This is a genomic window from Nesterenkonia muleiensis (genome assembly GCF_003600155.1).
GTDB classification, from domain to species: Bacteria; Actinomycetota; Actinomycetes; order Actinomycetales; family Micrococcaceae; genus Nesterenkonia; species Nesterenkonia muleiensis.
On the sequence record NZ_QWLD01000040.1, the window covers coordinates 194,575 to 217,080 of the forward strand.

24 protein-coding genes are annotated in these 22,506 nt (G+C 63.9%); 21 read left to right on the top strand and 3 right to left on the bottom strand.

The window, feature by feature from the left end:
* The first annotated feature begins 157 nt into the window (after nt 1-157).
* The 9 genes from atpB to nucS all read left to right on the top strand — a co-directional run bounded on the left by atpB (nt 158) and on the right by nucS (nt 7,899).
* Complete coding sequence (atpB, locus tag DVO78_RS12075) at nt 158-967, top strand: F0F1 ATP synthase subunit A (RefSeq protein ID WP_238385277.1); 810 nt, start codon at nt 158-160, stop codon at nt 965-967.
* Between the two features lie 86 nt (nt 968-1,053).
* Nucleotides 1,054-1,257 carry an ATP synthase F0 subunit C gene (gene atpE / locus DVO78_RS12080; protein ID WP_120005138.1) on the top strand — a complete coding sequence of 68 codons (204 nt, stop codon included), beginning with the start codon at nt 1,054-1,056 and terminating at the stop codon, nt 1,255-1,257.
* 80 nt (nt 1,258-1,337) lie between these two features.
* Complete coding sequence (locus DVO78_RS12085) at nt 1,338-1,895, top strand: F0F1 ATP synthase subunit B (protein WP_120005139.1); 558 nt, start codon at nt 1,338-1,340, stop codon at nt 1,893-1,895.
* A complete protein-coding gene (locus tag DVO78_RS12090) occupies nt 1,895-2,722 on the top strand; it encodes a F0F1 ATP synthase subunit delta (protein ID WP_120005140.1) in 828 nt (275 codons plus the stop codon). Before DVO78_RS12085 ends, DVO78_RS12090 begins: the two co-directional genes overlap by 1 nt.
* A 79-nt stretch (nt 2,723-2,801) precedes the next feature.
* Complete coding sequence (gene atpA, locus DVO78_RS12095) at nt 2,802-4,424, top strand: F0F1 ATP synthase subunit alpha (RefSeq protein ID WP_120005141.1); 1,623 nt, start codon at nt 2,802-2,804, stop codon at nt 4,422-4,424.
* Between the two features lie 41 nt (nt 4,425-4,465).
* Complete coding sequence (locus tag DVO78_RS12100; protein ID WP_120005142.1) at nt 4,466-5,353, top strand: F0F1 ATP synthase subunit gamma; 888 nt, start codon at nt 4,466-4,468, stop codon at nt 5,351-5,353.
* Between the two features lie 15 nt (nt 5,354-5,368).
* Entirely contained in the window at nt 5,369-6,826 is a 1,458-nt protein-coding gene (gene atpD, locus DVO78_RS12105; protein ID WP_120005143.1) for a F0F1 ATP synthase subunit beta, read from the top strand.
* Between the two features lie 6 nt (nt 6,827-6,832).
* Nucleotides 6,833-7,096 carry a F0F1 ATP synthase subunit epsilon gene (locus DVO78_RS12110; RefSeq protein ID WP_120005144.1) on the top strand — a complete coding sequence of 88 codons (264 nt, stop codon included), beginning with the start codon at nt 6,833-6,835 and terminating at the stop codon, nt 7,094-7,096.
* 110 nt (nt 7,097-7,206) lie between these two features.
* A complete protein-coding gene (gene nucS / locus DVO78_RS12115) occupies nt 7,207-7,899 on the top strand; it encodes an endonuclease NucS (RefSeq protein WP_120005145.1) in 693 nt (230 codons plus the stop codon).
* Between the two features lie 155 nt (nt 7,900-8,054).
* On the opposite strand, the gene DVO78_RS12120 is transcribed toward nucS, so the two are convergent.
* Nucleotides 8,055-8,684: a TetR/AcrR family transcriptional regulator gene (locus DVO78_RS12120; RefSeq protein ID WP_120005146.1), complete on the bottom strand. Its 630-nt coding sequence runs from the start codon at nt 8,682-8,684 to the stop codon at nt 8,055-8,057.
* A 131-nt stretch (nt 8,685-8,815) separates the two neighbouring features.
* On the opposite strand from DVO78_RS12120, the gene DVO78_RS12125 reads away from it, so the two are divergent.
* Nucleotides 8,816-9,373, top strand: a complete 558-nt coding sequence (locus DVO78_RS12125; RefSeq protein WP_120005147.1) for a dihydrofolate reductase family protein — start codon at nt 8,816-8,818, stop codon at nt 9,371-9,373.
* Between the two features lie 87 nt (nt 9,374-9,460).
* Here the strand turns inward: DVO78_RS12125 and DVO78_RS12130 are convergent, their stop codons facing one another.
* Nucleotides 9,461-9,793 carry a hypothetical protein gene (locus DVO78_RS12130; protein ID WP_238385278.1) on the bottom strand — a complete coding sequence of 111 codons (333 nt, stop codon included), beginning with the start codon at nt 9,791-9,793 and terminating at the stop codon, nt 9,461-9,463.
* Nucleotides 9,794-10,050: 257 nt separating this feature from the next.
* Between DVO78_RS12130 and DVO78_RS12135 the strand changes: the two genes are divergently transcribed.
* Both DVO78_RS12135 and DVO78_RS12140 read left to right on the top strand, forming a co-directional pair.
* Nucleotides 10,051-12,369: an ICP22 family protein gene (locus tag DVO78_RS12135; protein ID WP_120005148.1), complete on the top strand. Its 2,319-nt coding sequence runs from the start codon at nt 10,051-10,053 to the stop codon at nt 12,367-12,369.
* A gap of 11 nt (nt 12,370-12,380) precedes the next feature.
* Nucleotides 12,381-13,313: a tetratricopeptide repeat protein gene (locus DVO78_RS12140; protein ID WP_120005149.1), complete on the top strand. Its 933-nt coding sequence runs from the start codon at nt 12,381-12,383 to the stop codon at nt 13,311-13,313.
* A gap of 1 nt (nt 13,314) precedes the next feature.
* Here DVO78_RS12140 and DVO78_RS12145 read toward each other — a convergent pair whose 3' ends face one another.
* On the bottom strand, nt 13,315-13,830 hold the full coding sequence (locus DVO78_RS12145; RefSeq protein ID WP_157984020.1) for a DUF3515 family protein: 516 nt from the start codon (nt 13,828-13,830) through the stop codon (nt 13,315-13,317).
* A gap of 67 nt (nt 13,831-13,897) precedes the next feature.
* Between DVO78_RS12145 and DVO78_RS12150 the strand changes: the two genes are divergently transcribed.
* The 9 genes from DVO78_RS12150 to rpmF all read left to right on the top strand — a co-directional run bounded on the left by DVO78_RS12150 (nt 13,898) and on the right by rpmF (nt 22,498).
* Nucleotides 13,898-14,983 (top strand): LCP family protein, encoded by a 1,086-nt coding sequence (locus DVO78_RS12150; protein ID WP_120005151.1) that lies wholly within the window; start codon nt 13,898-13,900, stop codon nt 14,981-14,983.
* Nucleotides 14,984-15,031: 48 nt separating this feature from the next.
* On the top strand, nt 15,032-16,039 hold the full coding sequence (locus DVO78_RS12155; RefSeq protein ID WP_120005152.1) for a DAK2 domain-containing protein: 1,008 nt from the start codon (nt 15,032-15,034) through the stop codon (nt 16,037-16,039).
* A complete protein-coding gene (locus DVO78_RS12160; RefSeq protein ID WP_120005153.1) occupies nt 16,036-18,354 on the top strand; it encodes an ATP-dependent DNA helicase RecG in 2,319 nt (772 codons plus the stop codon). The genes DVO78_RS12155 and DVO78_RS12160 overlap by 4 nt, the downstream gene beginning before the upstream one ends.
* A 9-nt stretch (nt 18,355-18,363) precedes the next feature.
* Nucleotides 18,364-18,912 (top strand): 16S rRNA (guanine(966)-N(2))-methyltransferase RsmD, encoded by a 549-nt coding sequence (rsmD, locus tag DVO78_RS12165; protein WP_120005154.1) that lies wholly within the window; start codon nt 18,364-18,366, stop codon nt 18,910-18,912.
* 74 nt (nt 18,913-18,986) lie between these two features.
* Nucleotides 18,987-20,216 (top strand): glycosyltransferase family 4 protein, encoded by a 1,230-nt coding sequence (locus DVO78_RS12170; protein WP_157984021.1) that lies wholly within the window; start codon nt 18,987-18,989, stop codon nt 20,214-20,216.
* Between the two features lie 2 nt (nt 20,217-20,218).
* Nucleotides 20,219-20,713 (top strand): pantetheine-phosphate adenylyltransferase, encoded by a 495-nt coding sequence (gene coaD / locus DVO78_RS12175; RefSeq protein ID WP_120005156.1) that lies wholly within the window; start codon nt 20,219-20,221, stop codon nt 20,711-20,713.
* 9 nt (nt 20,714-20,722) lie between these two features.
* The gene (gene galU, locus DVO78_RS12180; protein WP_120005157.1) at nt 20,723-21,631 is read left to right on the top strand and encodes a UTP--glucose-1-phosphate uridylyltransferase GalU; all 909 of its coding nucleotides are present in this window, start codon (nt 20,723-20,725) and stop codon (nt 21,629-21,631) included.
* A gap of 48 nt (nt 21,632-21,679) precedes the next feature.
* A complete protein-coding gene (locus DVO78_RS12185; protein WP_238385279.1) occupies nt 21,680-22,258 on the top strand; it encodes a YceD family protein in 579 nt (192 codons plus the stop codon).
* 36 nt (nt 22,259-22,294) lie between these two features.
* On the top strand, nt 22,295-22,498 hold the full coding sequence (gene rpmF, locus DVO78_RS12190; RefSeq protein ID WP_044494594.1) for a 50S ribosomal protein L32: 204 nt from the start codon (nt 22,295-22,297) through the stop codon (nt 22,496-22,498).
* Nucleotides 22,499-22,506: the final 8 nt, after the last annotated feature.

Here is a 22,506-nt window from a genome sequence, read left to right on the forward strand (position 1 = left end):
GTAGTAGTGTTGTCACAGCGCGATAACGTGCCCAGGACGGTGCTGAGCTTTGGTAGGCTTGGCGCGGTCGCGGCAGATCATCGCTGCACCGACTTCCCTCGCCCGAAGCCGAGATCACCATGTCTCGATTATTCGACGACCGATGAGAGGACCAGCGTTGTCATCGCTTGCCCTGAGTGCCGCCGAAGAGGGTGGCTTCCAGCCGCCCACTATCAGCGAGACCCACCTTCCAGAGATCTTCCCGTGGATGGAGCCCTGGGGTGAGGGCTTCGGCAAGAACATGCTGATGGTGATCCTCGCCGTCGTTCTGATCGCCTTTCTGTTCATGTGGGCCATCCGTAAGCAGGCGCTGGTTCCGTCCCGGGCGCAGTTCCTGGCCGAATCCGGCTACGGCTTCGCCCGCAACACCCTGGGACGCGACATTCTCGGCGAGAAACACTTCAAGCCCTGGGTTCCGCTGCTGTTCACAGTGTTCTTCTTCGTCCTGTTCAACAACATCTTCGGCGCGATCCCCTTCCTGCAGATGCCCACCTTCAGCCACGCCGGGCCTGCCTACGCCATGGCCGCCATCATCTGGATCACCTGGGTGGTGCTCGGCTTCCGGCTGCACAGCGTGAAGTTCGTCAGGCTGATGACAGTGCCCTCGGGGGTTCCCAAGTGGATCCTGCCGCTGCTGGTGCCGATCGAGTTCATCTCCAACTTCCTGATCCGCCCCATGACGCACTCGCTGCGTCTGATGGCGGTGATGCTGGCCGGACACATCATCGTGATGCTGGCCGGCTCCGGCGCGGAGTTCCTGATCACCCAGCAGGAGGGCATCGCCAACACCGGCCTCGGCATCGTGGTTCTTCTCGGCTCCATTCCGCTGTACTTCTTGGAGCTGCTGATGATGGTGCTTCAGGCCTTCATCTTTGCCCTGCTGACCGCCATCTACATCCAGAGCTCGATCGAAGCCGACGCTCACTAGACCTTTGTAAGACCAATACCCCTAAGTAGTTCCCGCGTAACGTCCCGGTGAAAGACACCAGGAGCGAGACAGAAAGAGAGAAACACATGGACGGCACCCTGAACATGCTCGGTATGGGCCTCGCTGGCTTCGGCTCGGCCATCGGCGTCGGCCTCATCTTCGCAGCTTTCCTGAACGGTGTGGCACGCCAGCCCGAGGCACAGCGCAGCCTGCTGCCCCTGGCTATTTTGGGCGTTGCCCTTGCCGAAGCGATCTTCATCATCTCACTCGTCTTCGCCTTCGTGCTCTGACGCCAATCCGATGAACCTCTCCGGGCTGTGATTGCTGCAGACCCGATAAGACCGTCAGACTAGAAAAGATGGGTGAACACATGATCAGCACAGCACTGATCCAGGCAGCGGAGTATGAGGACGCCAACCCGCTGTTCCCCAACCCCTGGGAGGCACTGGTTGCCGGGTTGGGTTTCCTGGTGCTGCTCTTCATCGTCTACAAGTGGATCTATCCCGCTTTTGAGCAGGCGTACGAAAATCGGGTTGAAGCGATTGAGGGCGGCATCAACCAGGCCGAAGAGGCCAAGGCTGAGGCGGCCGCGCTGAAGGCTCAGTACGAGAAGCAGCTGGCCGACTCCCGTGCCGAGGCATCGGCTCTGCGGGAGGAAGCACGTGCCGAAGCGGCCCAGATTGTGGCCGAGGCCCAGGAGAAGGCCGCTTCTGAGAGCGCCCGCATCCGTGAGCAGGCCCATGCCCAGATTGAAGCCGACCGCGCTGCCGCAGCAGTGTCATTGCGTGCCGACGTCGGGACGCTGGCTACCCAGTTGGCTTCCAAAGTAGTGGGAGAGGCATTGGACGATGACGCCCGCTCCCAGCGCGTGGTGGACCGTTTCCTGGCCGACCTGGATGCTGAGCAGGTTCAGGGGGCGGCACAGTAATGGCAATCCAGTTCAGCGGCTCCAGCAAGTCCGGGGAATCCCTGAGTTCACTGCACAGTGAGCTTGCGGAGACGCTCACCGGTGCAGAACTCGCGGTAGCCGATGAGCTCTTCAGCGCCCTGGATGTGATCGATGGATCTGCTGCCCTGCGCCGTTCGCTGACCGATCCCGCCCGCGAGCCTGCTGACCGCGCCGCTGTAGTCAGGTCACTGTTCGGCTCCAAGGCGCAGAAGACCGCCGTCAGCGTTCTGGAGGCTGTGGTCTCCCAGAGATGGAGTGCTGAGCGGGATCTTGGGGATGCTGTGGAGAATCTCGCAGTGACCGTGGTGGCGGCCAAGGCTGAGCGTGACGGTCTCGAAGGCCTCGAGGAGCTGGAGTCAGCCCTACTGGGCTTCCGGCGCGCAGTGGCCGAATCCCACCAGCTGCAGCACGCACTCACCGAGCGACAGGCACCGGCTGCTGCCAAGCAGAAGTTGGCCGCTACGCTCAGTCCGCAGGTGTCGCCCGAGTCCCGGCTGCTGATCGATCGGGCGGTCACCTCACCGCGAGGGCTGCGTCCCTCGGCGCTGATCGAGCGGTTCGCTGAGCAGATCGCTGCCCGCCAGCAGCGCTGGATCGCCCAGGTGACCGTTGCCAAAGACCTCAGCAGCGACTACCTAGAGAAACTCTCGGTCAGCCTTGACAAGTACTTCGGCAGGGAGCTGAAGCTCGACGTCGTCGTCGACTCCAGTGTGGTCGGCGGTATCCGCGTCCAGGTGGGCGACGAGGTCGTCGACAGCACTGTCGCCGCCCGGCTGAACACCCTGAACCAGACCATCACCCGCTGAGACAGCGGCCCGAGAACATCATCAGAACCGAACGGTCGCCCAAGCAGCGGCCACAGATAGAGGAGAGCAGGGACTGCAGATGGCCGATCTGACCATCAACGCCGATGACGTCCGCAACGCCTTGAGCGAGTTCGCGGCGTCCTACGACCCGGGAAGCGCTGAGCGCACCGAGGTCGGACGCGTGATCTCCGCGGCCGACGGCATCGCACGAGTCGAGGGTCTGCCCTCGGCCATGTCGAACGAACTTCTTCGCTTTGAAGACGGCACGTTGGGACTCGCCCAGAACCTTGACACCCGCGAGATCGGCGTCGTGATCCTCGGCGAGTTCTCCGGCATCGAGGAGGGCCAGGAGGTCACCCGCACCGGAGAGATCCTCTCGGTGCCGGTGGGTGACAAGTTCCTGGGCCGTGTGGTGGACCCGCTGGGTACCCCCATCGACGGACTCGGTGAGATCGAGGCTGAGAGCCGGCGCGCCCTGGAGCTGCAGGCTCCCGGGGTCACCCAGCGCAAGTCTGTGCACGAGCCGCTGCAGACCGGCATCAAGGCGATCGACGCGATGATCCCGATCGGCCGCGGCCAGCGCCAGCTGATCATCGGCGACCGCCAGACCGGCAAGACCGCCATCGCCATCGACACCATCCTGAACCAGAAGGACAACTGGGACTCCGGGGATGTGGACAAGCAGGTCCGCTGCGTCTACGTGGCCGTGGGCCAGAAGGCCTCCACCATCGCCTCGGTCCGGCAGACCCTGGAAGAGCGCGGAGCCCTGGAGTACACCACCATTGTGGCGGCACCGGCCTCCGATCCCTCCGGCTTCAAGTACCTGGCACCCTTCGCCGGCTCGGCCATAGGCCAGCATTGGATGTACGGCGGTAAGCATGTACTGATCATCTTCGATGATCTCTCCAAGCAGGCTGAGGCCTACCGCGCCATCTCGCTGCTGCTGCGCCGCCCGCCGGGACGTGAGGCATTCCCCGGTGATGTGTTCTATCTGCACTCGCGCCTGCTGGAGCGCTGCGCCAAGCTCTCCGACGACCTGGGCGCCGGTTCCATGACCGGTTTCCCGATCATCGAGACCAAGGCCAATGACGTCGGTGCGTTTATTCCGACCAACGTCATCTCCATCACCGACGGACAGATCTTCCTGCAGTCAGACCTGTTCAACTCCAACCAGCGCCCTGCCGTAGACGTCGGCATCTCCGTTTCCCGCGTCGGCGGTGCTGCCCAGACCAAGGCGATGAAGAAGGTCTCCGGCACGTTGAAGCTGGACCTGGCCCAGTACCGGGATATGCAGGCCTTTGCCATGTTCGCCTCCGACCTCGATGCGGCCACCCGCGCCCAGCTGACCCGCGGTGAGCGGCAGACCGAGCTGCTCAAGCAGGCGCAGTACACCCCGTACCCGGTGGAGGAGCAGGTGGTCTCCATCTGGGCCGGCTCACAGGGCCATCTGGACGACGTCGAGACCGCCGATATCAAGCGCTTTGAGGCGGAGTGGATCGACTACCTGCGTCGGAAGACCGATGTGCTCACCAATGTTGCTGCCAGCGGCAAGCTGGAAGATGACACTGCAGAAGCCCTGAAGTCAGGGATCGTGGACTTCAAGAGCCAGTTTGTGGCTGGTGAGTCCGATTCCGTGGTCGGCACTGAAGAGGCCATTGCCATGGACGCCGACGAGATTCAGCAGGAAGAGCTGAAGGCCTGACCGGCCGACGCCTATTTCCTCGAACCTAAGGAAGGACACGCATGGGAGCCCAGATCCGGGTCTATCGCGACAAGATCAGATCGACCTCGTCGATGAAGAAGATCTTCAAAGCGATGGAGCTGATCGCCACCGCGCGGGTGGGCAAGGCGCGCAGCCACGCGGAGGCCTCCACACCGTACGCTGAGGCCATCACCCGCGCTGTGGCCGCAGTCGCCGCCCAGAACGACATCGACCACGTGCTGACCCAGAAGGTCGATCAGCCTCAGCGGGCCGCTGTGCTCGTCCTGGCTTCCGACCGCGGTCTGGCCGGTGCGTACTCCACCAACGTCATCAAACAGTCCGAGTCCCTGCTGGCCCGGTTGAAGCATGATGAGGTGGAGGTGCGGCCCTACCTCTATGGGCGGAAGGTGCAGGCCTTCTACGACTTCCGCAGTCGGGAGTACGAGCAGGTCTGGACCGGCAACACGGACAGCCCGGTGGTGGAGACGGCCAAAGACATCGGCAGGACCCTGGTGGACCGGTTCATCCAGCCGACCGATGAGGGCGGGGTGGATGAGATCTATCTGGTCTTCACGGAGTTTCAGTCCATGGTGACCCAGGAGCCAGTGGTCAAACGACTGCTCCCACTTGCCGTGGTGGAGTCCGAGCAGAACAAGGGCGTTCACCCCCTCTACGAGTTCGAGCCCTCCCCGGAGGAGGTGCTGGACGCGCTGCTGCCCAAGTACATCGAGTCGCGTATCTTCTCCGCCATGCTGGAGGCGGCAGCTTCTGAGCTCGCTGCACGCCAGAAGGCCATGAAGTCCGCCGGCGACAATGCCAACGACCTCATCCAGAAGTACACCCTGCTGCGCAACAACGCGCGCCAGGCCGAGATCACCCAGGAGCTCTCCGAGCTCATCGCCGGTGCCGACGCGCTGGCGTCGTCGTAATTGAAAGTGAGAGAGATGACTGCCACTACTGCAGAACAGCCCGCAGGGGCCGTGCAGCCCGGTGCGACCGGACGTGTTGCGCGTGTGATCGGCCCGGTCGTTGACATCGAGTTCCCGGCCGATGCCATCCCGGGGATGTACAACGCGCTGACCGCTGAGCTGACCCTGGGCAGCCAGACCACAAAGATCACCTTCGAGGTGGCGGCGCACCTGGGCGACAACCTGGTGCGCGCCATCTCGCTGCAGGCCACTGACGGCCTGGTGCGCGGGGTGCCGGTCCACGACACCGGCGCGCCGATTTCGGTGCCGGTGGGTGATTCGGTCAAGGGCCACATCTTCAACGTCCTCGGCGAGACCCTAGACATCCCCACTGAGGAGCTCGAGGTCACCGAGCGCTGGCCCATCCACCGTCAGGCGCCCGGCTTCGACCAGCTTGAAGGCTCCACCGAGATGCTGGAGACCGGCATCAAGGTGATCGACCTGCTGACCCCCTATATCCAGGGTGGAAAGATCGGCCTGTTCGGCGGCGCCGGTGTGGGAAAGACGGTGCTCATCCAGGAGATGATCACCCGTGTGGCCCGCAACTTCGGCGGCACCTCGGTCTTCGCCGGTGTGGGTGAGCGCACTCGTGAGGGCAACGACCTCTGGGTCGAGATGGAAGAAGCCGGGGTGCTCAAGGACACCGCCCTGGTGTTCGGCCAGATGGATGAGCCGCCGGGAACGCGTCTGCGCGTAGCGCTGAGTGCGCTGACCATGGCGGAGTATTTCCGCGATGTGCAGAACCAGGACGTGCTGCTGTTCATCGACAACATCTTCCGCTTCTCCCAGGCCGGATCCGAGGTCTCCACGCTGCTGGGGCGCATGCCCTCGGCAGTGGGTTATCAGCCGAACCTGGCCGATGAGATGGGCGTGCTGCAGGAGCGCATCACCTCCACCCGCGGTCACTCCATCACCTCCATGCAGGCCGTCTACGTGCCCGCCGATGACTACACCGACCCGGCTCCTGCCAATGTGTTCGCCCACCTGGATGCGACCACCGAGCTGGACCGTGCGATCGCCTCCCGCGGACTGTATCCGGCAGTGAACCCGCTGACCTCCACCTCACGCATCCTGGACCCGCAGTACATCGGCCAGGAGCACTACGACTGCGCGACCCGGGTCAAGCAGATCCTGCAGAAGAACAAGGAGCTGCAGGACATCATCGCGATCCTGGGTGTCGACGAGCTCTCCGAAGAGGACAAGATCCTGGTGGCCCGCGCCCGGCGCATCGAGCAGTTCCTTTCGCAGAACACCTACACCGCGCTGCAGTTCACCGGTGTGGAAGGCTCCACTGTGCCGATCAAGGACACGATCGAAGGCTTCAACGCGATCGCCAACGGCGACCTGGACCACATCCCCGAGCAGGCCTTCTACAACATCGGCGGACTCGACGACGTGGAGCGCAAGTACGCCGAACTGCAGAAGCAGGGCTGATCTGCCATGGCCACTCTGGATGTACAGGTTGTCGCCGCCGACCACGCGGTGTGGTCGGGGGAGGCCAAGTCCCTGACCGGGCGTACCGTTGACGGTGATATGGGAATCCTGCCCGGACACACCCCGGTGCTGGCGGTGCTGGCCGAGGGCGAGCTGACCATTGAGCCGGTCGAAGGCGGTGCCGTGAAGGCTCACGTCAAAGGCGGTTTCTTCTCGGTGGACGAGGACAGAGTGACCGTCGTCGCCGACGAGGCCGACATCGCGGATTAATCTCGCCAGCGGGCAGAGCCCCCGTCCGGTCCTCATCTCTTGCTCTCTGGTTCGCCCCGGGTCCTGCACAGGTCCCGGGGCGAACTGCCTCTCCGGTAAGATCGTGCACCGTGCGAATCGTCATTGCCACCTGTTCGGTGAACTACTCCGGCCGTTTGAACGCTCATCTTGCACTGGCCAAGCGCCTGCTCATGGTCAAGGCGGACGGAGCCGTTCTCATTCACTCCGACGGTGGTTCCTACAAGCCGTTGAACTGGATGTCTCCTCCGGCGTCCCTACGGGTTTCAGCACCGGATGATCACCAGTCAGAAGCAGGTATCCGAGAGATCTGGACTGTCTCGGCGGAGAAGACCGACGATGAGCTGAGGATCCTGATCTCCGAGGTTCACCATGACTCCTCACATGAGCTTGGCACCGACCCGGGCTTGGTCAAAGACGGTGTGGAGGCCGATCTGCAGCGTCTGCTGGCAGAGCAGATCGAACGCCTGGGGGACGGGCACAGTCTGATTCGCCGCGAACATGCGACACCCATTGGACCGGTGGACATTCTGGCCAAGGGACCGGCGGGGACTGTTGCCGTGGAGCTCAAGCGCCGGGGCGACATCGACGGTGTCGAACAGCTGTCCCGCTATCTTGAGCTGCTGAACCGTGATCCGCTGCTGGCGCCGGTGGAGGGGGTCTTCGCCGCCCAGCAGATCAAACCGCAGGCCAGGACCCTCGCCCAGGACCGCGGGATACGCTGTGTGGTGCTGGACTACGAAGAGATGAAGGGTGAGGAATCCGGCGCTCCCCGCCTGTTCTGAGTTGGTCCCGCGGGCGGGGAAACCCCGGTTGGAGGCATCTCCCGGTCGCCTTCGAAGAAGAGTTGGTCCCGCGGGCGGGGAAACCCCGCCACGCTCTCGGCCGGCTTGCGCCGGCCTTCACGCCTAAAGGTGGTCCCGCGGGCGGGGAAACCCGTTCAGCTCTCCGGCGTGCTGTAGCGTGCGACCATCGTTCGAGCTGCCTCCTCTACCACTTGGAGCGTCTCTTCCTCGCTGAGTGACCAGTTGCCGTGGACGAGGCGGGGCCAGAAGATGACGGTGGCGATCATGCCAAGGAACTGGGGTGCCGCCACGTCCGGATCATCGACCTTGGCGGTTCCCGCAGCGCTTTCGGCTAGGAAGTAGCGTTTTAGCGCCGTGAGTGCGGGCAGCGTGCCGAAATCGAACGTCCGCTCGCGCAGTTCCGGGAATCTCGGGGATTCGGCGATCAGAGTACGGATCAAGTCCGTCATCTGAGGGCGGGACAACAACTCTGCGTATGCGAGACCTAGGACGACCAAACCGGCGTGGAAATCTCCGGACGGCGGGTCTTCAAGCGCTGTGTCAGGTGTGTCACCCACTGCGAGCACCGTTGCCTCGAAGAGCTTTGCCTTTGTCGGAAACTGCTTGAACAGAGTTGCCTTGGAGACCCCGGCGTTCTCGGCGACGCTCGCCAGCGAAGTCCGGTCGTAGCCGGATGTGAGGAACAGCTCTTGGGCCGCGTTGAGGATCGCCGCACGGTTGGTTGCAGCGACTTGCCGATGGTACGCGGAGTGTTGGCGTGACATACGCCTAGTATGACATAGAGGTGAGTTACTTGACTCACCGTCTAGTGGTCGATATTCTGTTGGAGGTGAGTCAACTGGCTCACCTCCAACAGAAGCAGCCGGACATAAAGGACGCCACCCCGAGGAGACGTATGGCGAAGCTCATGTACTCCATGATCACCTCGCTGGATGGCTACGCCGAGGCAGCAGAGGGCAACCTCGGCAGGGGGGCCGAGGATCCGGAGGTGCATACCTTCATCGGCGATACTTTCCGCCACGTGGGTACCTACCTCTACGGTCGGCGGATGTACGAGACGATGGTCTTTTGGGAGACCGCGCACACCGAACCCGACCTGCCGCCGCACATCCTGCAGTACGCCCGCGATTGGCAGGCCGCGCAGAAGGTCGTCTATTCCACGACGCTGGAGTCGGTGGTGAGTGCGAAGACCCGGATCGAGCGAACCTTTGATCCAGACGAGGTGCGCAAGCTCAAGGACCAGTCAGATCAAGACCTCACCGTCGATGGTCCCAACCTCGCCGCCCAGGCGATCACTGCTGGGCTGGTGGACGAGTACCACCTCTTCATGACAACGAGCGTGGTAGGTGGCGGCACGCGGTTCTTTCCCGACGGCGTTCGCCTTGATCTGGAACTGGTCGAGGAGCGCGCTTTCGACAGCGGACTGATCTACGCGCGCTACCACACCCGTTGAATCCCACCGGTGTCCTGATTAACGACCATGCGCCTCGAAGACGCAGGTGGGCTCACGACCGCGCTGCTGACCGCCGAGGGGCAGCGCCTAGCCGATCTTCCAGCAGTGGCTGTGCCAATGGCGGCGTTCGGAGGCGGCATGCTCGTCACCCAGGATCGAATCCGCACGCCAGGCGACCACATGCGCAAGACCTTCCGGAATGATACGTCCGCATCCGGGGCAGCTGTACTCCTTAGCTGTCGCCGCCCCGGAGATGTACCGCACGTGGTACTCGCCGTCGCGCCGTCGTACTCTTCCTGCGGAGATCCCGCCCGGAGCCAGGAACCGGGTGCTCAGCGGCCGGTGCTCCTGCTGCCATTTCGATCCGCCGCGACGCCGCTTCCCTTTACCCACGCGCACCATCATCCCAGAGTCAGACATCTGGTCCTACGCGGTTGTGCCCGGTCATTATCGAGAGGTGTTCAGATCTTCGGCCTCCGGGGACGCTGATAGCCCACGGGGATATGAAAGAGGCACTCAGGCAAGGAATTGCCATAGCAGCAAGCGCCAGGATCGCCAGGAAGCTGAAAAAACCCTGAATTGTAACCGTATCGTTATCTTCTGTAGTCTGGAGCGCTGAACGTTCCCGTTCGGGGCTTGAAGAAGCCCCGCGCCGCCAATCAAAGGACAACACCCCCGTGCGATTCGTGTACGCCATCATTGCCTTCCTCCTGGGCCTCGTGCTGCTCGGCCTGGGCATCACTCAGCTGACCGCTGAGACGGAGGAGACCTACACCGTCGAAACGGAAGGGGCGCAGGAAGCACCCTTCACCGTCATCACCGATGACGTGATCGATGCCGAAGACGGCCGTGACGAGTTCACCATCGAGGCAGAGGGCGAGTACCTGATCGCCCTGGGACGGACCTATGATGTTGAGGCCTGGCTCGACGATGCCGCGCACAACAGGCTGACCGGGTTCGAGCCTTCCGACGATCCTGACCAGCCCTCGCGGTTCGTCGCCGAGTTCATCGACGGTGAGACCGACGTCCCCGATCCCAGCACCTCCGACCTCTGGGTCAGCGTGGAGACCGCCGAGGGGGAGATGCCATACCGCTGGGACACCCCGGATGAGGCCGGTGATTGGGCGCTGCTGATCTACCGGGAGGACGATGAGCCTGCGCCGGCTGCCATCACCACTACGGAGACGGTGACCCTCTCCGCTGTCGGAGGGATTGCTCTGACGGTGATCGGCGCACTGCTGATTCTGCTGGCGCTGGGACTGTTCTACCGGGCGTTGAGCGCTCCGCGGCGGAAGAAGGACGATGCGGCTGCGGCCTCCGCTGCTGTACAGCCCGCGGCAGCAGAGGAAGCAGAGACAGCTGAGGAAGCCGAGCCAGCTGAGCAGCGGGAAGCTGACTCAGACCATGAGCGCCCTGCGCAACAGGCAGCGGCCTGGACCGTGCCGAGTGCGGAGGCTGCGGTCGAGGAGGACGAGGACGCTCCCACTGCGCTGGTTCCCGTCTATGCGGAGGAGCCTGCTGAACAGGATGCAGACGCTGGGTCCGAAGACGATGCCAGTGGCAGTAACACCGGGGACTCAGACAGCGGCGAAGCAAAAGATGAGGTGCGCGAAGATGACCAGGACGACGATGAGGATGAGGACGGTCCGTTGACCACGGGCGACACTCCCGAGCAGACCAATGCCGAGACCGGTGAGAAGCTCTCCGGCTGGGCCAAGGGACTGCGTGATCGGCTGGGCGGCGGCAAGTCACCTTTCGCGGTGGCGCTGGCCATGCTGGTGGCGCTGGCCTCCGCCTTCGGCCCGGCGGGCCCCGCCCACGCTGAGGATGAGCAGGACGAGTCCGAGGCTGATACTGAGCAGACCGATGAGGACGCCGACGGCGCCGAGGATGGCGACGACGACGCCGACGGCGAGCCTGAGGACTCCGATGAGGAGACTGATGATTCCGAGGGCGGAGGCGAGCAGACCGATGAGGCTGAGGAGCCGGAGGATCAGGACGGCGAGCAGGACGAGGCTCCCGATGAACTGGACGCCGAGGAGCTAGACGAGGAGGGTGCTGAGCCCGGCGTTGAAGGAGAGATGCCCTCAGAGGGTTACTCCGTGCTGCTGAGCTCCCAGCTGGACCGCATCCTGGAGGATATCGCTGAGACTGTGGACTCCGGGGATGAGGAGCAGGACGCTGAGCTGCTGGAAGATCGAGTGGGCGGCAAGGCTCTGGAGTACCGTGAACTGGCCTACCGCAACTACGACCTCGCAGAAACCTCCCTGCCTGCGCCCATTGGCACCGATGTGCTCTCTGCCGCGGTGTCCGGGGACCCGGAGTTCCCGCGGCAGGCGGTGGTCATCGTCGAGCACCCCGACACAGAGGTGCCGCAGATCCTGGTGCTGGAGCAGACTTCGGCACGCGAGAACTACAAGCTGGTGCACACCGCCATGATGGCACCGGGCACTGAGTTCCCCGCGTTCTCACCGGAGCAGGGCGGAGTCTCGGTGGCAGACCCAGGAGATGCCGAGGCAGAGGACTCCCCGGCGGCCACCTTGGGCGGCATCGCCAACTGGTTCGCAGACGACGGCCACGAGTTCGGCGACCAGATGGCCGAGAGCGCCTACATCGAGGAGCTGCATGAGTACCACCAGGCGCTCAATGAGGATGCCGACGACACGGAGATCGAGATCCCTTCGCCTGAGGTGGACTACGAGGAGATCTCCGCAGTGGAGCTTCCGGATGGGACTGTGGTAGTGGCCGGAGCCTTCGATATCAGCCTGCAGATGTCTCCGATCAGCGATGGCGACACGATCTTCCTGGAGCACGATCTGGTGGAGGAGCTGCTGGGCACCGACTGGACCACGTTCCCGACCCAGATCACCTCTCAGGAATTCGTCGTGGCGCAGATACCGCCAGAGGACTCCGAAGAGGAGATTGTCCTGCTCGGAGTGGACAATCTGATCTCCGATGCCAGCATCGACACCCCGGACTGGTTCGATGGCTACTAAGATGGTGGTTGATGAGTGCTAATACTGACGCAGCCAATACCCGAGGTGCCAACACCCAGGGCGCCGTAGACCTCTCCGCCCTTGCCGGCAGTACAGGAAGTGCCGCCCCGCAGCAGGGCGCTGCCCGGGATTCCTGGACCGTAGCAGCGGCTCCGCAGCAGCTACAGCAGATTGTCCAGCTTTCGGCTCAGGTGCCGGTGCTGGTCCTGATCCACGGCAGCGACGCCCTCTCGGAGCAGTTCCGCTCCACACTGGAGAGCGCCGTTGACGCGCAGAAGGGCCGGATGGTCCTGGCAAGCATCGACGCCGCCGCCTCACCGGAGATCGCACAGCAGGGCGGCAAGCTGCCGGCGGTCACGGCTTTTCTCTCTGGTCAGGCCATTGGGGAGTTCGACGCCGAGGCTCCGGTGGACCAACTGCCTCAGGTGGTCAGCCAAATCCTTCAGCTGGCTACCCAGAACGGCATCACCGGCACAGTCCCCCCGCAGTCCCAGCGTGGCGCTGACAGTGCAGAGGCAGCCGAGCCGGAAGTGCCGCCGCTTCACCTTCAGGCCCATGAGGCTCTGGAGAACGGTGACTACGACGGTGCCCTGGCAGCCTTTGAGCAGGCGGTCAGGGAAAAGCCCGACGACGCCGAGGCTAAGCTGGGCATCGCGCAGGTCCAGCTGATGCGGCGCACCCAGAACGTTGATCTGGCGCAGGTGCGGCAGCGCGCTGCGGAGAACCCCGATGAGGCACAGGCGCAGACTCAAGTGGCTGATGTCGATGTGCTCGGCGGCCATGTAGAAGACGCCTTCAGCCGGCTGATCCGCTATATCCAGACCCACGCCGGAGAGGACCGGGAAACCGTCCGCAAACACCTGGTGGAGCTGTTCAGCATTGTCGGAGACACCGATCCGCGGGTGGCGGCGGCGCGTAAGAAGCTCGCCATGGCCTTGTTCTGAGTCAGTCCGCGCCGTCGTCGTCAGCGGTCTGGTCGATGGGGACGCATTCGCGTGTCTGCTCAATCTGGGCCACAGGCCCGGAGAGCGCAGCCTGAACGTTCATCATGGTGGATTCGTTGATGTAGTCCTGGTCCAGCAGCAGCTCTACCGAGGGTTCCCGCCCGAAGCTGATCAGCTGGGTGTGGTCATCGTGCTCAATCCACACCCAGTCCACACCGGCGGGGGAGACACAGGGATGCTCGGTCGGTCCTATCGGCTCAACGCCGCAGCGCAGAACTACTGCTGAAGGCTCTCCCCAGACAGAGGTGCCCTGTGACGTGGTGCGACGCTGCTCGAACTCGCCCACCTCCTCCGGCAGGGCCAGCATCACCTCAGCGCAGAGCGGATCATGGGCTTCCGGCGCCGACTCCACGGACGCCGTCGAAGCGCAGCTTGTCAGTCCCGCAAGGATCACAGCAGCCGCTGAGACCGCCCGCAGCCGGTGTGTCGTGGCAGTGAAGTCGGTGTTTCCAGGCACGTGTCTTATTCTGTAGGAATCTTTTACTGTGCGCCATCTGCACGACTCGCATCCGAGGAGACACTCCATGACCGCAGCCGGGCCCGCCGATCAGTTCTTCATCTATGACGATGATGAGCAGCCACGCCGGCAGAAACGCCGCGGTGCCCGCTGGATACTCGGCGGTGCCGCCGTACTGCTGATCCTGGCGCTCGTGGCGGCGGGGGCCTACCTGTTTTCACTCCAGCGGTCCTACAGCACCAATGTCTCGCACTTCCCTGAACTCGATGAGAACGCCAGCGAGCCGGTCATGCCGCCGGATGAGGAGCGACCAGAAGAGACCGGGGCCATCAATATCCTGCTCATGGGAATGGACGTCGGCGGCGGCTCCGGCGAGGACGAGGACCTTCCGCGTGTTCCCGGCGGAGGCCGCAGCGACACCCTGATGCTGGCGCATATTCCCGAATCCGGAGACTCTATGCAGGTGATCTCGATTCCACGTGACCTGTGGGTGGAGATCCCCGGCGGCTACGGCTGGCACAAGGTCAACGCTGGTTTGGCCCTCGGTGGTGATCAGGGACACTGGCTCACCGTGGCAACAGTGGAGCAGCTGCTGGATGTGCGGATAGATCACTTGGCAGCAGTCGACATGCTGGGCTTCGTCGGTCTGGTGGACGCTGTGGACGGAGTGCGGGTCAACTCCAGCTACGGTGAGTCCTTCACCACCAATGACGGATACACTTTCAGCCCTGGCCAGCAGTATATGGACTCCGACCAGGCACTGAGCTTTGTTCGGCATCGCAGCAGCTTCCCCGACGGCGATCTGCAGCGCATCCGCAACCAGCAGGCATTGATCCGGGCAGTGATCAGTCAGACTGCCACCCCGTCCAACCTCGCCAATCCGATGCGGACCAATGACATCGTCTCCACGTTCTCCTCGCATCTGATCACCGACCCAGATCTGACCGCCACCCGCGCCGGCACACTGGCTTGGGAAGCTCGTGACGCGGTACGGGACATCCAGTTCGCCACCCTCCCCAACGGAGGTTCCGGCTGGTCATCGGACGGCCAGTGGATCTGGCATCAGGACACCGCGGCGCAGGAAGATATCTCCCAAGCCATGCGTGACGGCACGCTCAACGAGTACATCAGCAGAATGAACGAGGACGAGTAAGGAAGAATGGCCCCCTGATGCAAGAGCGCGTATGAGCAGAGTAGGGGGATGACGGTGAAGGGCAAGGTCAAAGGGGCAGCCGCGGTTCGGCGTTGGTTCGCTCTGGCCGAAGAGGCATTGCAGACCCACCAGAGCCGTCTGGACCGGATCAATGTGTATCCGGTGGCCGACTCGGACACAGGGGCCAATATGCTTGCGACCATCCGTTCCAGCCGCACCGCGGTGGAGAATACTGACAGTGATGACCTGGGTAGGCTTTTGGCCTCAGCCGGCGCTGAAGCCATGGGCTCAGCCCAGGGCAATTCGGGAACACTTCTCGCTGTGCTGATCAGCGGGTTGGCTGAACCGCTGAGTGGTCACCAGCGGCTGACCGTCACCACGCTCAGACGCGGGCTTGAACGTGCCAGCCTGCGCGGCTGGTCGGCACTCTCGCAGCCGATGGAGGGCACCATGCTTTCTGTGCTCGATGCCGCCATGGACGAGTCCCGTTCCCAGGCGGCCGCCGCCGCGGAACCTGACTCACGTGCGGCCCTGGAGCAGGCCATGGATCCAGTGGTCCAGGCTGCACGCGGCGCTCTGATCCAGACTGAGCATCAGCTCGAGGTGCTCTCACGGGCCGGTGTGGTCGATTCAGGAGGGCTGGGTCTGCTGATCGTGCTGGCGGCCCTGGCAGCTGCGGTTCGAGGTGAGGAGATCGATCACAGCATCCTCGACGGACTCTCCGGCTGGGAGCTGCCTGACGGAGACCAGAATGATGCGCCGTCGTCGTTTCTCGGTGCGACTGGGGCCGGAGAGGCTGCGGATCAGCCGGAACCAGAGGGTGTGGAGCTGATGTGCACGGTGCTGTTGGATCCATTGGGCGCAGCCGCACTGCGGCACCGGCTCGACGAACTCGGTGAGTCGGTGATCATCACCCCCATCGGGGCAGAGCCGGATCAGAACGGCAGCCTGCGTTGGCGTATCCATGTGCACACTGACGATGTGGAGACGACCCTCGCCGCGGTCAAGGAGGCCGGACCGCTTGAGGAAAGCTCCACCACGCCCCTGCACCGATGACCGAGATTCTTCCGGACACCCCCTTGGAGCGGGTTCTCGGGAAGGGGGCCAAGAGCCTCCACAAGGCGCTGGGAATCGTCACCGCCAAGGAACTGCTGGATCACTTTCCGCGCCGGTACATCGAGACCAATGCGCTTTCCGACTTCAGCGAGCTCGAGGAGGGCGAGCACGTGACCTTCCGGGCCAAGGTCACCCAGAAGAGCGAGCGGTCCATGCAGCGGCGGCGAGGACTCATCGTGGAGGTCACGGTCGACGACGGCCGTGGGCACACCCTGCGGATGGCCTATTTCAACGGTTACCAGGCCCGGAAAGATCTCAACCCCGGAGTCCGCGCCCTCTTCCACGGGAAAGTGACCACGTTCAACGGCCAGCTCACGCTCAACAACCCTGACTATGAGGTGCAGTTCAGGCCCGGCGGAGGAAGCGACCAGCCCTTTTCGCCAGGGGTGCCGTCCGATGGTCCGCTGGCGCTCTATCCGGCCAACCGGCATATCACCAGCTGGGAGATCAGCCGTGGGATCGCAGCTCTGCTCCAGACCGCAGACATCGGCAGATGGCCGGATCCCGTACCGGAGGCGGTAGCCCGGAAGGAGAACCTCCTGCCGTTGGCTGAGGCCTACCGGCTGGTGCACCTGCCGCCGCGCCAGGACGACCAAGAAGCAGGCATGAAACGCTTTCGGCTCGAAGAGGCTCTGGTCATGCAGGCAGTGCTGCACCGCCGCAGGCGTGAGGCTTCCCGGTCCACCGGCACTGCCGCGCCGCTGAGGACATCAGGCGCGCTCAGCGCCTTCGACGCCCAGACCTCGTTTGAGCTCACCGAGGGCCAGCGCAGCAGCGGAGCGCTGATCTCGGCAGATCTGGCCCTGGACACTCCCATGAACCGGTTGCTGCAGGGCGAGGTGGGATCGGGCAAGACCCTGGTGGCGCTGCGGGCCATGCTTCAGGTGGTAGACGCCGGTGCACAGGCCGCGCTGGTCGCTCCCACCGAGGTCCTGGCCGCTCAGCACAGCCGTTCGTTGAAGAGGTCGTTGGGCGCGTTGGCCGATGACGGGCTGTTCAGCTCAGCTCCGGATGTCTCTGAGCCAATGGTGAAGGTCACCCTGCTGACCGGTTCCATGCGCACCAGCCAGCGCAAGCAAGCCTTGCTCGACATCGCCTCCGGCCAGGCCGGGATTGTGGTCGGCACCCACGCACTGCTGAGCGAGGCCGTGCAGTTCGCGCAGCTGGGCCTGGTGGTGGTGGACGAACAGCACCGTTTCGGCGTCGAGCAGCGCAGAGCTTTGCGCGCACGGTATCATCCCACCCCGCACATGCTGGTCATGTCGGCCACTCCGATTCCCCGGTCGGTCGCGATGACCGTCTTCGGCGACCTGGAATTGACGGTCCTGGAGGGTATGCCCGGCGGACGCACGCCCACTGAGACATACCTGGCCCCGCTGATACGCGGACCAGCCTGGATCGAACGGGTCTGGCAGCGGATGGCCGAACAGGTCCGAGCCGGTCATCAGGTCTACGTGGTCTGCCCCAGGATCAGCGCCGCCGACCGCACCGCCCAGGAGCTGGACCGGCAGCTGGAGTTCCGCTTCGGCCTGCTGCCCGGGCAGGAGAGAACCGCCGTTGCCGCGGAGGTTCCCCGGGGGAGCGCGCAGGGACAGCCGATCACCCGTGACTGGGCCTCGGCCTTCGTCTCACAGGACGCCTCCGTGGAGCTCATCACCCAACGGCTGCAGGACAACCAGCAGCTGGCCGGGGCCAGGATCGGATCCCTGCACGGACAACTGCCCGCTGAGGAGATCGCCGGCACCATGGCAGAGTTCGAAGCGGGGCGGATCGATGTGCTGGTGGCCACCACAGTGATCGAGGTCGGCGTCGACGTCCCCAATGCCACCACTATGGTGATCCTTGACGCGGAGTCATTCGGCGTCTCCACCCTGCACCAGCTGCGCGGACGCATCGGGCGCGGACAGACCAGCACGAATCTCTGCCTCCTGGTGACCAGGATGCCCGAGGAACACCCTTCGGTGGAGCGTCTGCGCCAGGTGGCGGAGACCAGCGACGGCATGGAACTGGCGAAACTCGATCTCGCCCGCCGCCGCGAAGGCGATGTGCTCGGCGCCAGCCAGTCCGGCAGGGTCAGCTCGCTGAAGCACCTGCGCATCCTCCGTGATGAGAAGCTCATCGGACGCGCCGCCGGATACATCCGCCGGCTCACCGAGGAAGACCCGGAGCTTCGGTGTGCGCCCGAACTGGCCCGCGCGGTGGAACAGTGGGAGCAGGATCACGACGACGCTGCCGAGTACGTCGCCCAGGGGTAGGCTGAGCTGGTGGCACGAATCATCGCCGGTCGTCATAAGGGCCGCAGACTCTCGGCAGTTCCCGGCAACGGCACCAGGCCCACCAGCGACCGGGTCAAGGAGTCGCTGTTCTCAAGGCTCGAGGGCTATCACGCCATTGATGACGCCGTCGTCGTCGATCTCTTCGCCGGTTCCGGCGCACTGGGCCTAGAGGCCTTCAGCCGCGGTGCTCGCAGTGTAGAGGCGGTGGATCTGGCCGAGGCAGCCTATCGTGCCCTGGTCAAGAACTCCGCACTGGCAGAGGGCGCGGTCACGGTCCACAAAGCACCAGCGCTGCGCTACCTCAAGGCCCGGGACGGTGCCGCCATCGAGCTGCTGTTTCTGGACCCCCCGTACGATCTGCCGGAGACCGAGCTTGCCAGAGTGCTCGAGGCAGCTGCGCCCCAGCTGGACTCGGCTGCCACCGTGGTGGTCGAACGCGATGCGCACTCACCGGAGCCGGCCTGGCCGGATGCCCTACGGCGATTTCACCAGAAGGACTACGGGTCAACGTGCATCTGGTTGGCCGAGCCGAGGTGAGTCTGTCCTGTTGCTGGCTCCGGTCATCCCAGCTGAGGCGCTGATTCGGCCGGTGGCCACGTAGACTGGTGCGTGTGCGCATCGTCTATATCCATCAGCACTTCAACTTCCCCTGGGAGCCGGGCTGGCAGCGCCCCTGGCAGTTCGCACGCCGGCTCGCACGGGCCGGTCATGAGGTCACAGTGATCTGTGGCGGCCGTAAAGCCGTCAGCGAGCATCTGGAGGGGGTTGAGGTCCTCCGTTTGGCTGTGCCCTATGAGAATGCCATGGTCTTCCAGCAGCGGGTGCGCTCCTTCGTCTTCTTCATGGCCCGGGCCAGCTGGTTCGCCGCCAAGGTCAAGGCAGATGTCGTCTTTGCCTCCTCCACCCCGTTGACCACCGCGGTGCCAGGCATCATCGCCTCCAGGGTGCGTCGGGCGCCCTTCGTGTTCGAAGTCCGCGACCTCTGGCCCGAAGCCCCGGTGGCGCTGGGGTTCCTCAGGAACCGCACAGCGATCCGGGCAGCGGAGGCGCTGGAGAAGATCGCCTACCGATCGGCCAAGCAGGTCATCGCTCTGTCCCCCGGGATGGAGGCCGGCATCAAACGGGTCTGGCCACAGGCTCAGACCACGGTGGTGCCCAACGCCTCTGATGTGGAGAACTTCGCCCCTGGCCGGGCTGCGCGCTCCGCCATCCGCGCTGAACTCGGCTGGGCGGAGGAAGAGACTGTGCTCTTCTACGCAGGCAGCTTCGGAGTCACCTATGACGTGCCGTGGCTGATCCGCCTGGCCGGTGAACTCCACCACCGCGGCGCGAGGTTCCGAGTGGTGGCCTATGGTGAGGGCGCTGACACCAAGAAATGCCGCAGTGTGGCACGCGAATACGGCCTCAACCCGCTTGAAGTGCTGCCCGGAAAGATCCCGCGCACCGAGATCGAACGGATGCTTCCGGCCGCTGATTTTGCTGTCTCCACGCTGGTGGACAACCCTGCTTTGGAGATCAACTCGCTGAACAAGGTCTTCGACGCCTTGGCCGCCGGCCGGCCGGTGCTGTTCAACCATGCCGGTTGGCTGCCCGAGGTGCTGGACACCGGCGCCGCCGGCTGGCAGCTCTCGCGCAATCCGGCTGATGCCGCTGATCAGCTGTTGGAGGGGATCTCCTCCGGCCGGATCGACAGCAGCTCCGGGTCCCGGGCCGCACTGGAGCTGGCACGGCGAGAATTTGACCGAGACCTGCTCTTCGGCCGGTTCCTCCATGTGCTGGAGACCGCAGCCGGCGCCCGCAGCCCAGAAGATGCCCCGACGACGCCGACACAGGTGGGATGACCATGCAGTCAGCAGTGTGCCCAGGATCTTTCGACCCCATGCACAACGGCCACGTAGAGATCATCGCCCGTGCTGCGAACCTCTTCGATGAGGTGGTCGTGGCAGTCTCGGCGAACATGCACAAGACTCCCATGTTCAGCCTGGAGGAGCGGATCGAGATGGCGGGGGAGACCTTCTCCTACCTCCGCGGCGTCACCATCAGGCCACTCCGGCCCGGGGTGCTGCTCACTGACTTCTGCAAAGAGGTCGGAGCCTCCGCGGTGGTGAAAGGTCTTCGAGGCGCTCACGACCTTCCCTATGAGGCCTCCATGGCCACGATGAACCGCCACCTGACCAGTCTGGAGACAGTGTTTCTCTCCGCTGACGGCCGGTACAGCCACCTGTCTTCGACCTTGGTCAAAGAGGTGCATTCGCTGGGCGGAGAGGTGGCCGAATTCATTCCCCGTGCAGTGCAGAAACGTCTGACCGATGCCGGTTACCGCGGCCACACGCGATAAGGTAGCGCTATGAGCAGCCATCACCGCATCACTAAGGCCGTCATTCCTGCAGCTGGGCTGGGCACCCGTTTTCTTCCTGCCACCAAGGCAATGCCCAAGGAGATGCTTCCGGTGGTCGATGAGCCGGCCATCCAGTATGTGGTGGAGGAAGCCTCCAAAGCCGGCCTCGACGACATCCTGATGATCACTGGGCAGAACAAGCGTGCCATGGAGGACCACTTCGACCGGGCCCCGACTCTGGAGGCGACGCTGCGGGACAAGGGGGACACCAAGAAGTTGGAGGCGGTCCAGTATGCGACCAACCTCGGCGATCTGCACTATGTGCGTCAGGGGCAGGCCCTCGGCTTAGGCCATGCGGTGCTCTGCGGCAAGCAGCATGTGGGCCAGGAACCATTCGCGGTGCTGCTGGGCGATGACCTCATTGACGCCAGGGATGAACTGCTGGGCACGATGCTGGAGACCCAACAGAGATTGGGCGGCTCGGTCATCGCGGTCATGGAGGTTCCCGAGGATGCGGTCTCGGCCTATGGCGTGGTCGACGCCGGTGGCAAGGACAAGGAGCCCGGCGCCGAGGTGGTCCCCGTCCACCGGCTGGTGGAAAAGCCTCCGGCAGAGGAGGCCCCCAGCAACCTGGCCATCATCGGCCGCTACGTGCTGCATCCGGCGATCTTCGACGAGCTGGAGCGCACGCCCCCGGGCAAGGGCGGAGAAGTTCAGCTCACCGATGCTCTGCAGGCCATGGCCGCCAAGCCTGAGGAGGAGGGCGGCGGGGTTCACGCAGTGATTTTCCGCGGCCGCCGCTACGACACCGGCGACAAGCTCAGCTACATCAAAGCTGTGGTCACCCTGGCGGTGGACCGTGAGGACCTCGGCCCCGACCTCCGCCTGTGGCTCAAGGGCTTTGCCGAGAATCTCTAGCGCGTTTCAGTTGGGCTGACCCGCTGATCTGCTGTAGGATGACTAGCTGTGAAACATCCACAGCAGGAGAATGTGCTGCACGTGGACGTCAAGGAGCTTAAAGGTCACCCTGGAGCTCAGGATACTTTTTCCCGCACTGTTGAGGCCCCTGAAGGGCTGGGAACGGTTCTGGTCGGCATTGCCGAGCACAGCGAGCTCAGCCTGAACCTCAGAGCTGAATCGGTGCATGAAGGTGTGCTGCTCTCCGGAACTGCGTCCGCAGTGGTCACCGGCCAGTGCGGACGTTGCCTTGATCCCATCAGCTACCCGCTGACGGTCGATGTCATGCAGCTCTACTCCTGGGTTCAGGAGGCAGTGGACGCTGATGGGGACGACGAAGAAACACGCGTTGTCAGCCAGGACCAGACGATCGACCTGGAGCCGGTGCTGAGGGACCTTATGGTCTCTGCACTGCCGTTTCAGCCGGTGTGTGCAGAAGACTGCCAGGGCCTGTGCCCCCAATGCGGACTTCGCATGGAGGAGGACCCTGGCCACGTCCACGAGCAGCTGGACCCACGCTGGGCCGGCCTAGCCGGCCTGGCAGAGAAACTTAATGATGAGGATGAAGGCGGCCCTGCGCCGTCGTAGTCAACTGTTAGTCAACCCCAGAGAGATGAGGACACCGTGGCTGTTCCAAAGCGGAAGAAGTCCCGTGCCAATACCCGTCACCGCCGCTCCCAGTGGAAGGCCGAAGTGCCGACCTTGGTCAAGACGGTGGAGAACGGCCGTGTCGTCTACAGTCGTCCGCACCAGGCCAAGCTGGTGACAGACTCTGCAGATACTCCGCTGTTCTACGAGTACAAGGGCCGCAAAGTCGCAGACGCCTGATTTGTCCG

Bases quoted from the DNA above. Each gene is read 5' to 3' on its own strand.
- atpE (WP_120005138.1), top strand. From the start codon at position 1,054: ATGGACGGCACCCTGAACATGCTCGGTATGGGCCTCGCTGGCTTCGGC.
- DVO78_RS12155 (WP_120005152.1), top strand. From the start codon at position 15,032: ATGACGGTGAAGGGCAAGGTCAAAGGGGCAGCCGCGGTTCGGCGTTGG.
- DVO78_RS12125 (WP_120005147.1), top strand. From the start codon at position 8,816: ATGGCGAAGCTCATGTACTCCATGATCACCTCGCTGGATGGCTACGCC.
- DVO78_RS12130 (WP_238385278.1), bottom strand. From the start codon at position 9,793: ATGTCTGACTCTGGGATGATGGTGCGCGTGGGTAAAGGGAAGCGGCGT.
- DVO78_RS12150 (WP_120005151.1), top strand. From the start codon at position 13,898: ATGACCGCAGCCGGGCCCGCCGATCAGTTCTTCATCTATGACGATGAT.
- DVO78_RS12090 (WP_120005140.1), top strand. From the start codon at position 1,895: ATGGCAATCCAGTTCAGCGGCTCCAGCAAGTCCGGGGAATCCCTGAGT.
- atpD (WP_120005143.1), top strand. From the start codon at position 5,369: ATGACTGCCACTACTGCAGAACAGCCCGCAGGGGCCGTGCAGCCCGGT.
- DVO78_RS12120 (WP_120005146.1), bottom strand. From the start codon at position 8,684: ATGTCACGCCAACACTCCGCGTACCATCGGCAAGTCGCTGCAACCAAC.
- DVO78_RS12100 (WP_120005142.1), top strand. From the start codon at position 4,466: ATGGGAGCCCAGATCCGGGTCTATCGCGACAAGATCAGATCGACCTCG.
- DVO78_RS12160 (WP_120005153.1), top strand. From the start codon at position 16,036: ATGACCGAGATTCTTCCGGACACCCCCTTGGAGCGGGTTCTCGGGAAG.
- atpA (WP_120005141.1), top strand. From the start codon at position 2,802: ATGGCCGATCTGACCATCAACGCCGATGACGTCCGCAACGCCTTGAGC.
- galU (WP_120005157.1), top strand. From the start codon at position 20,723: ATGAGCAGCCATCACCGCATCACTAAGGCCGTCATTCCTGCAGCTGGG.
- coaD (WP_120005156.1), top strand. From the start codon at position 20,219: ATGCAGTCAGCAGTGTGCCCAGGATCTTTCGACCCCATGCACAACGGC.
- DVO78_RS12085 (WP_120005139.1), top strand. From the start codon at position 1,338: ATGATCAGCACAGCACTGATCCAGGCAGCGGAGTATGAGGACGCCAAC.
- DVO78_RS12110 (WP_120005144.1), top strand. From the start codon at position 6,833: ATGGCCACTCTGGATGTACAGGTTGTCGCCGCCGACCACGCGGTGTGG.
- DVO78_RS12140 (WP_120005149.1), top strand. From the start codon at position 12,381: ATGAGTGCTAATACTGACGCAGCCAATACCCGAGGTGCCAACACCCAG.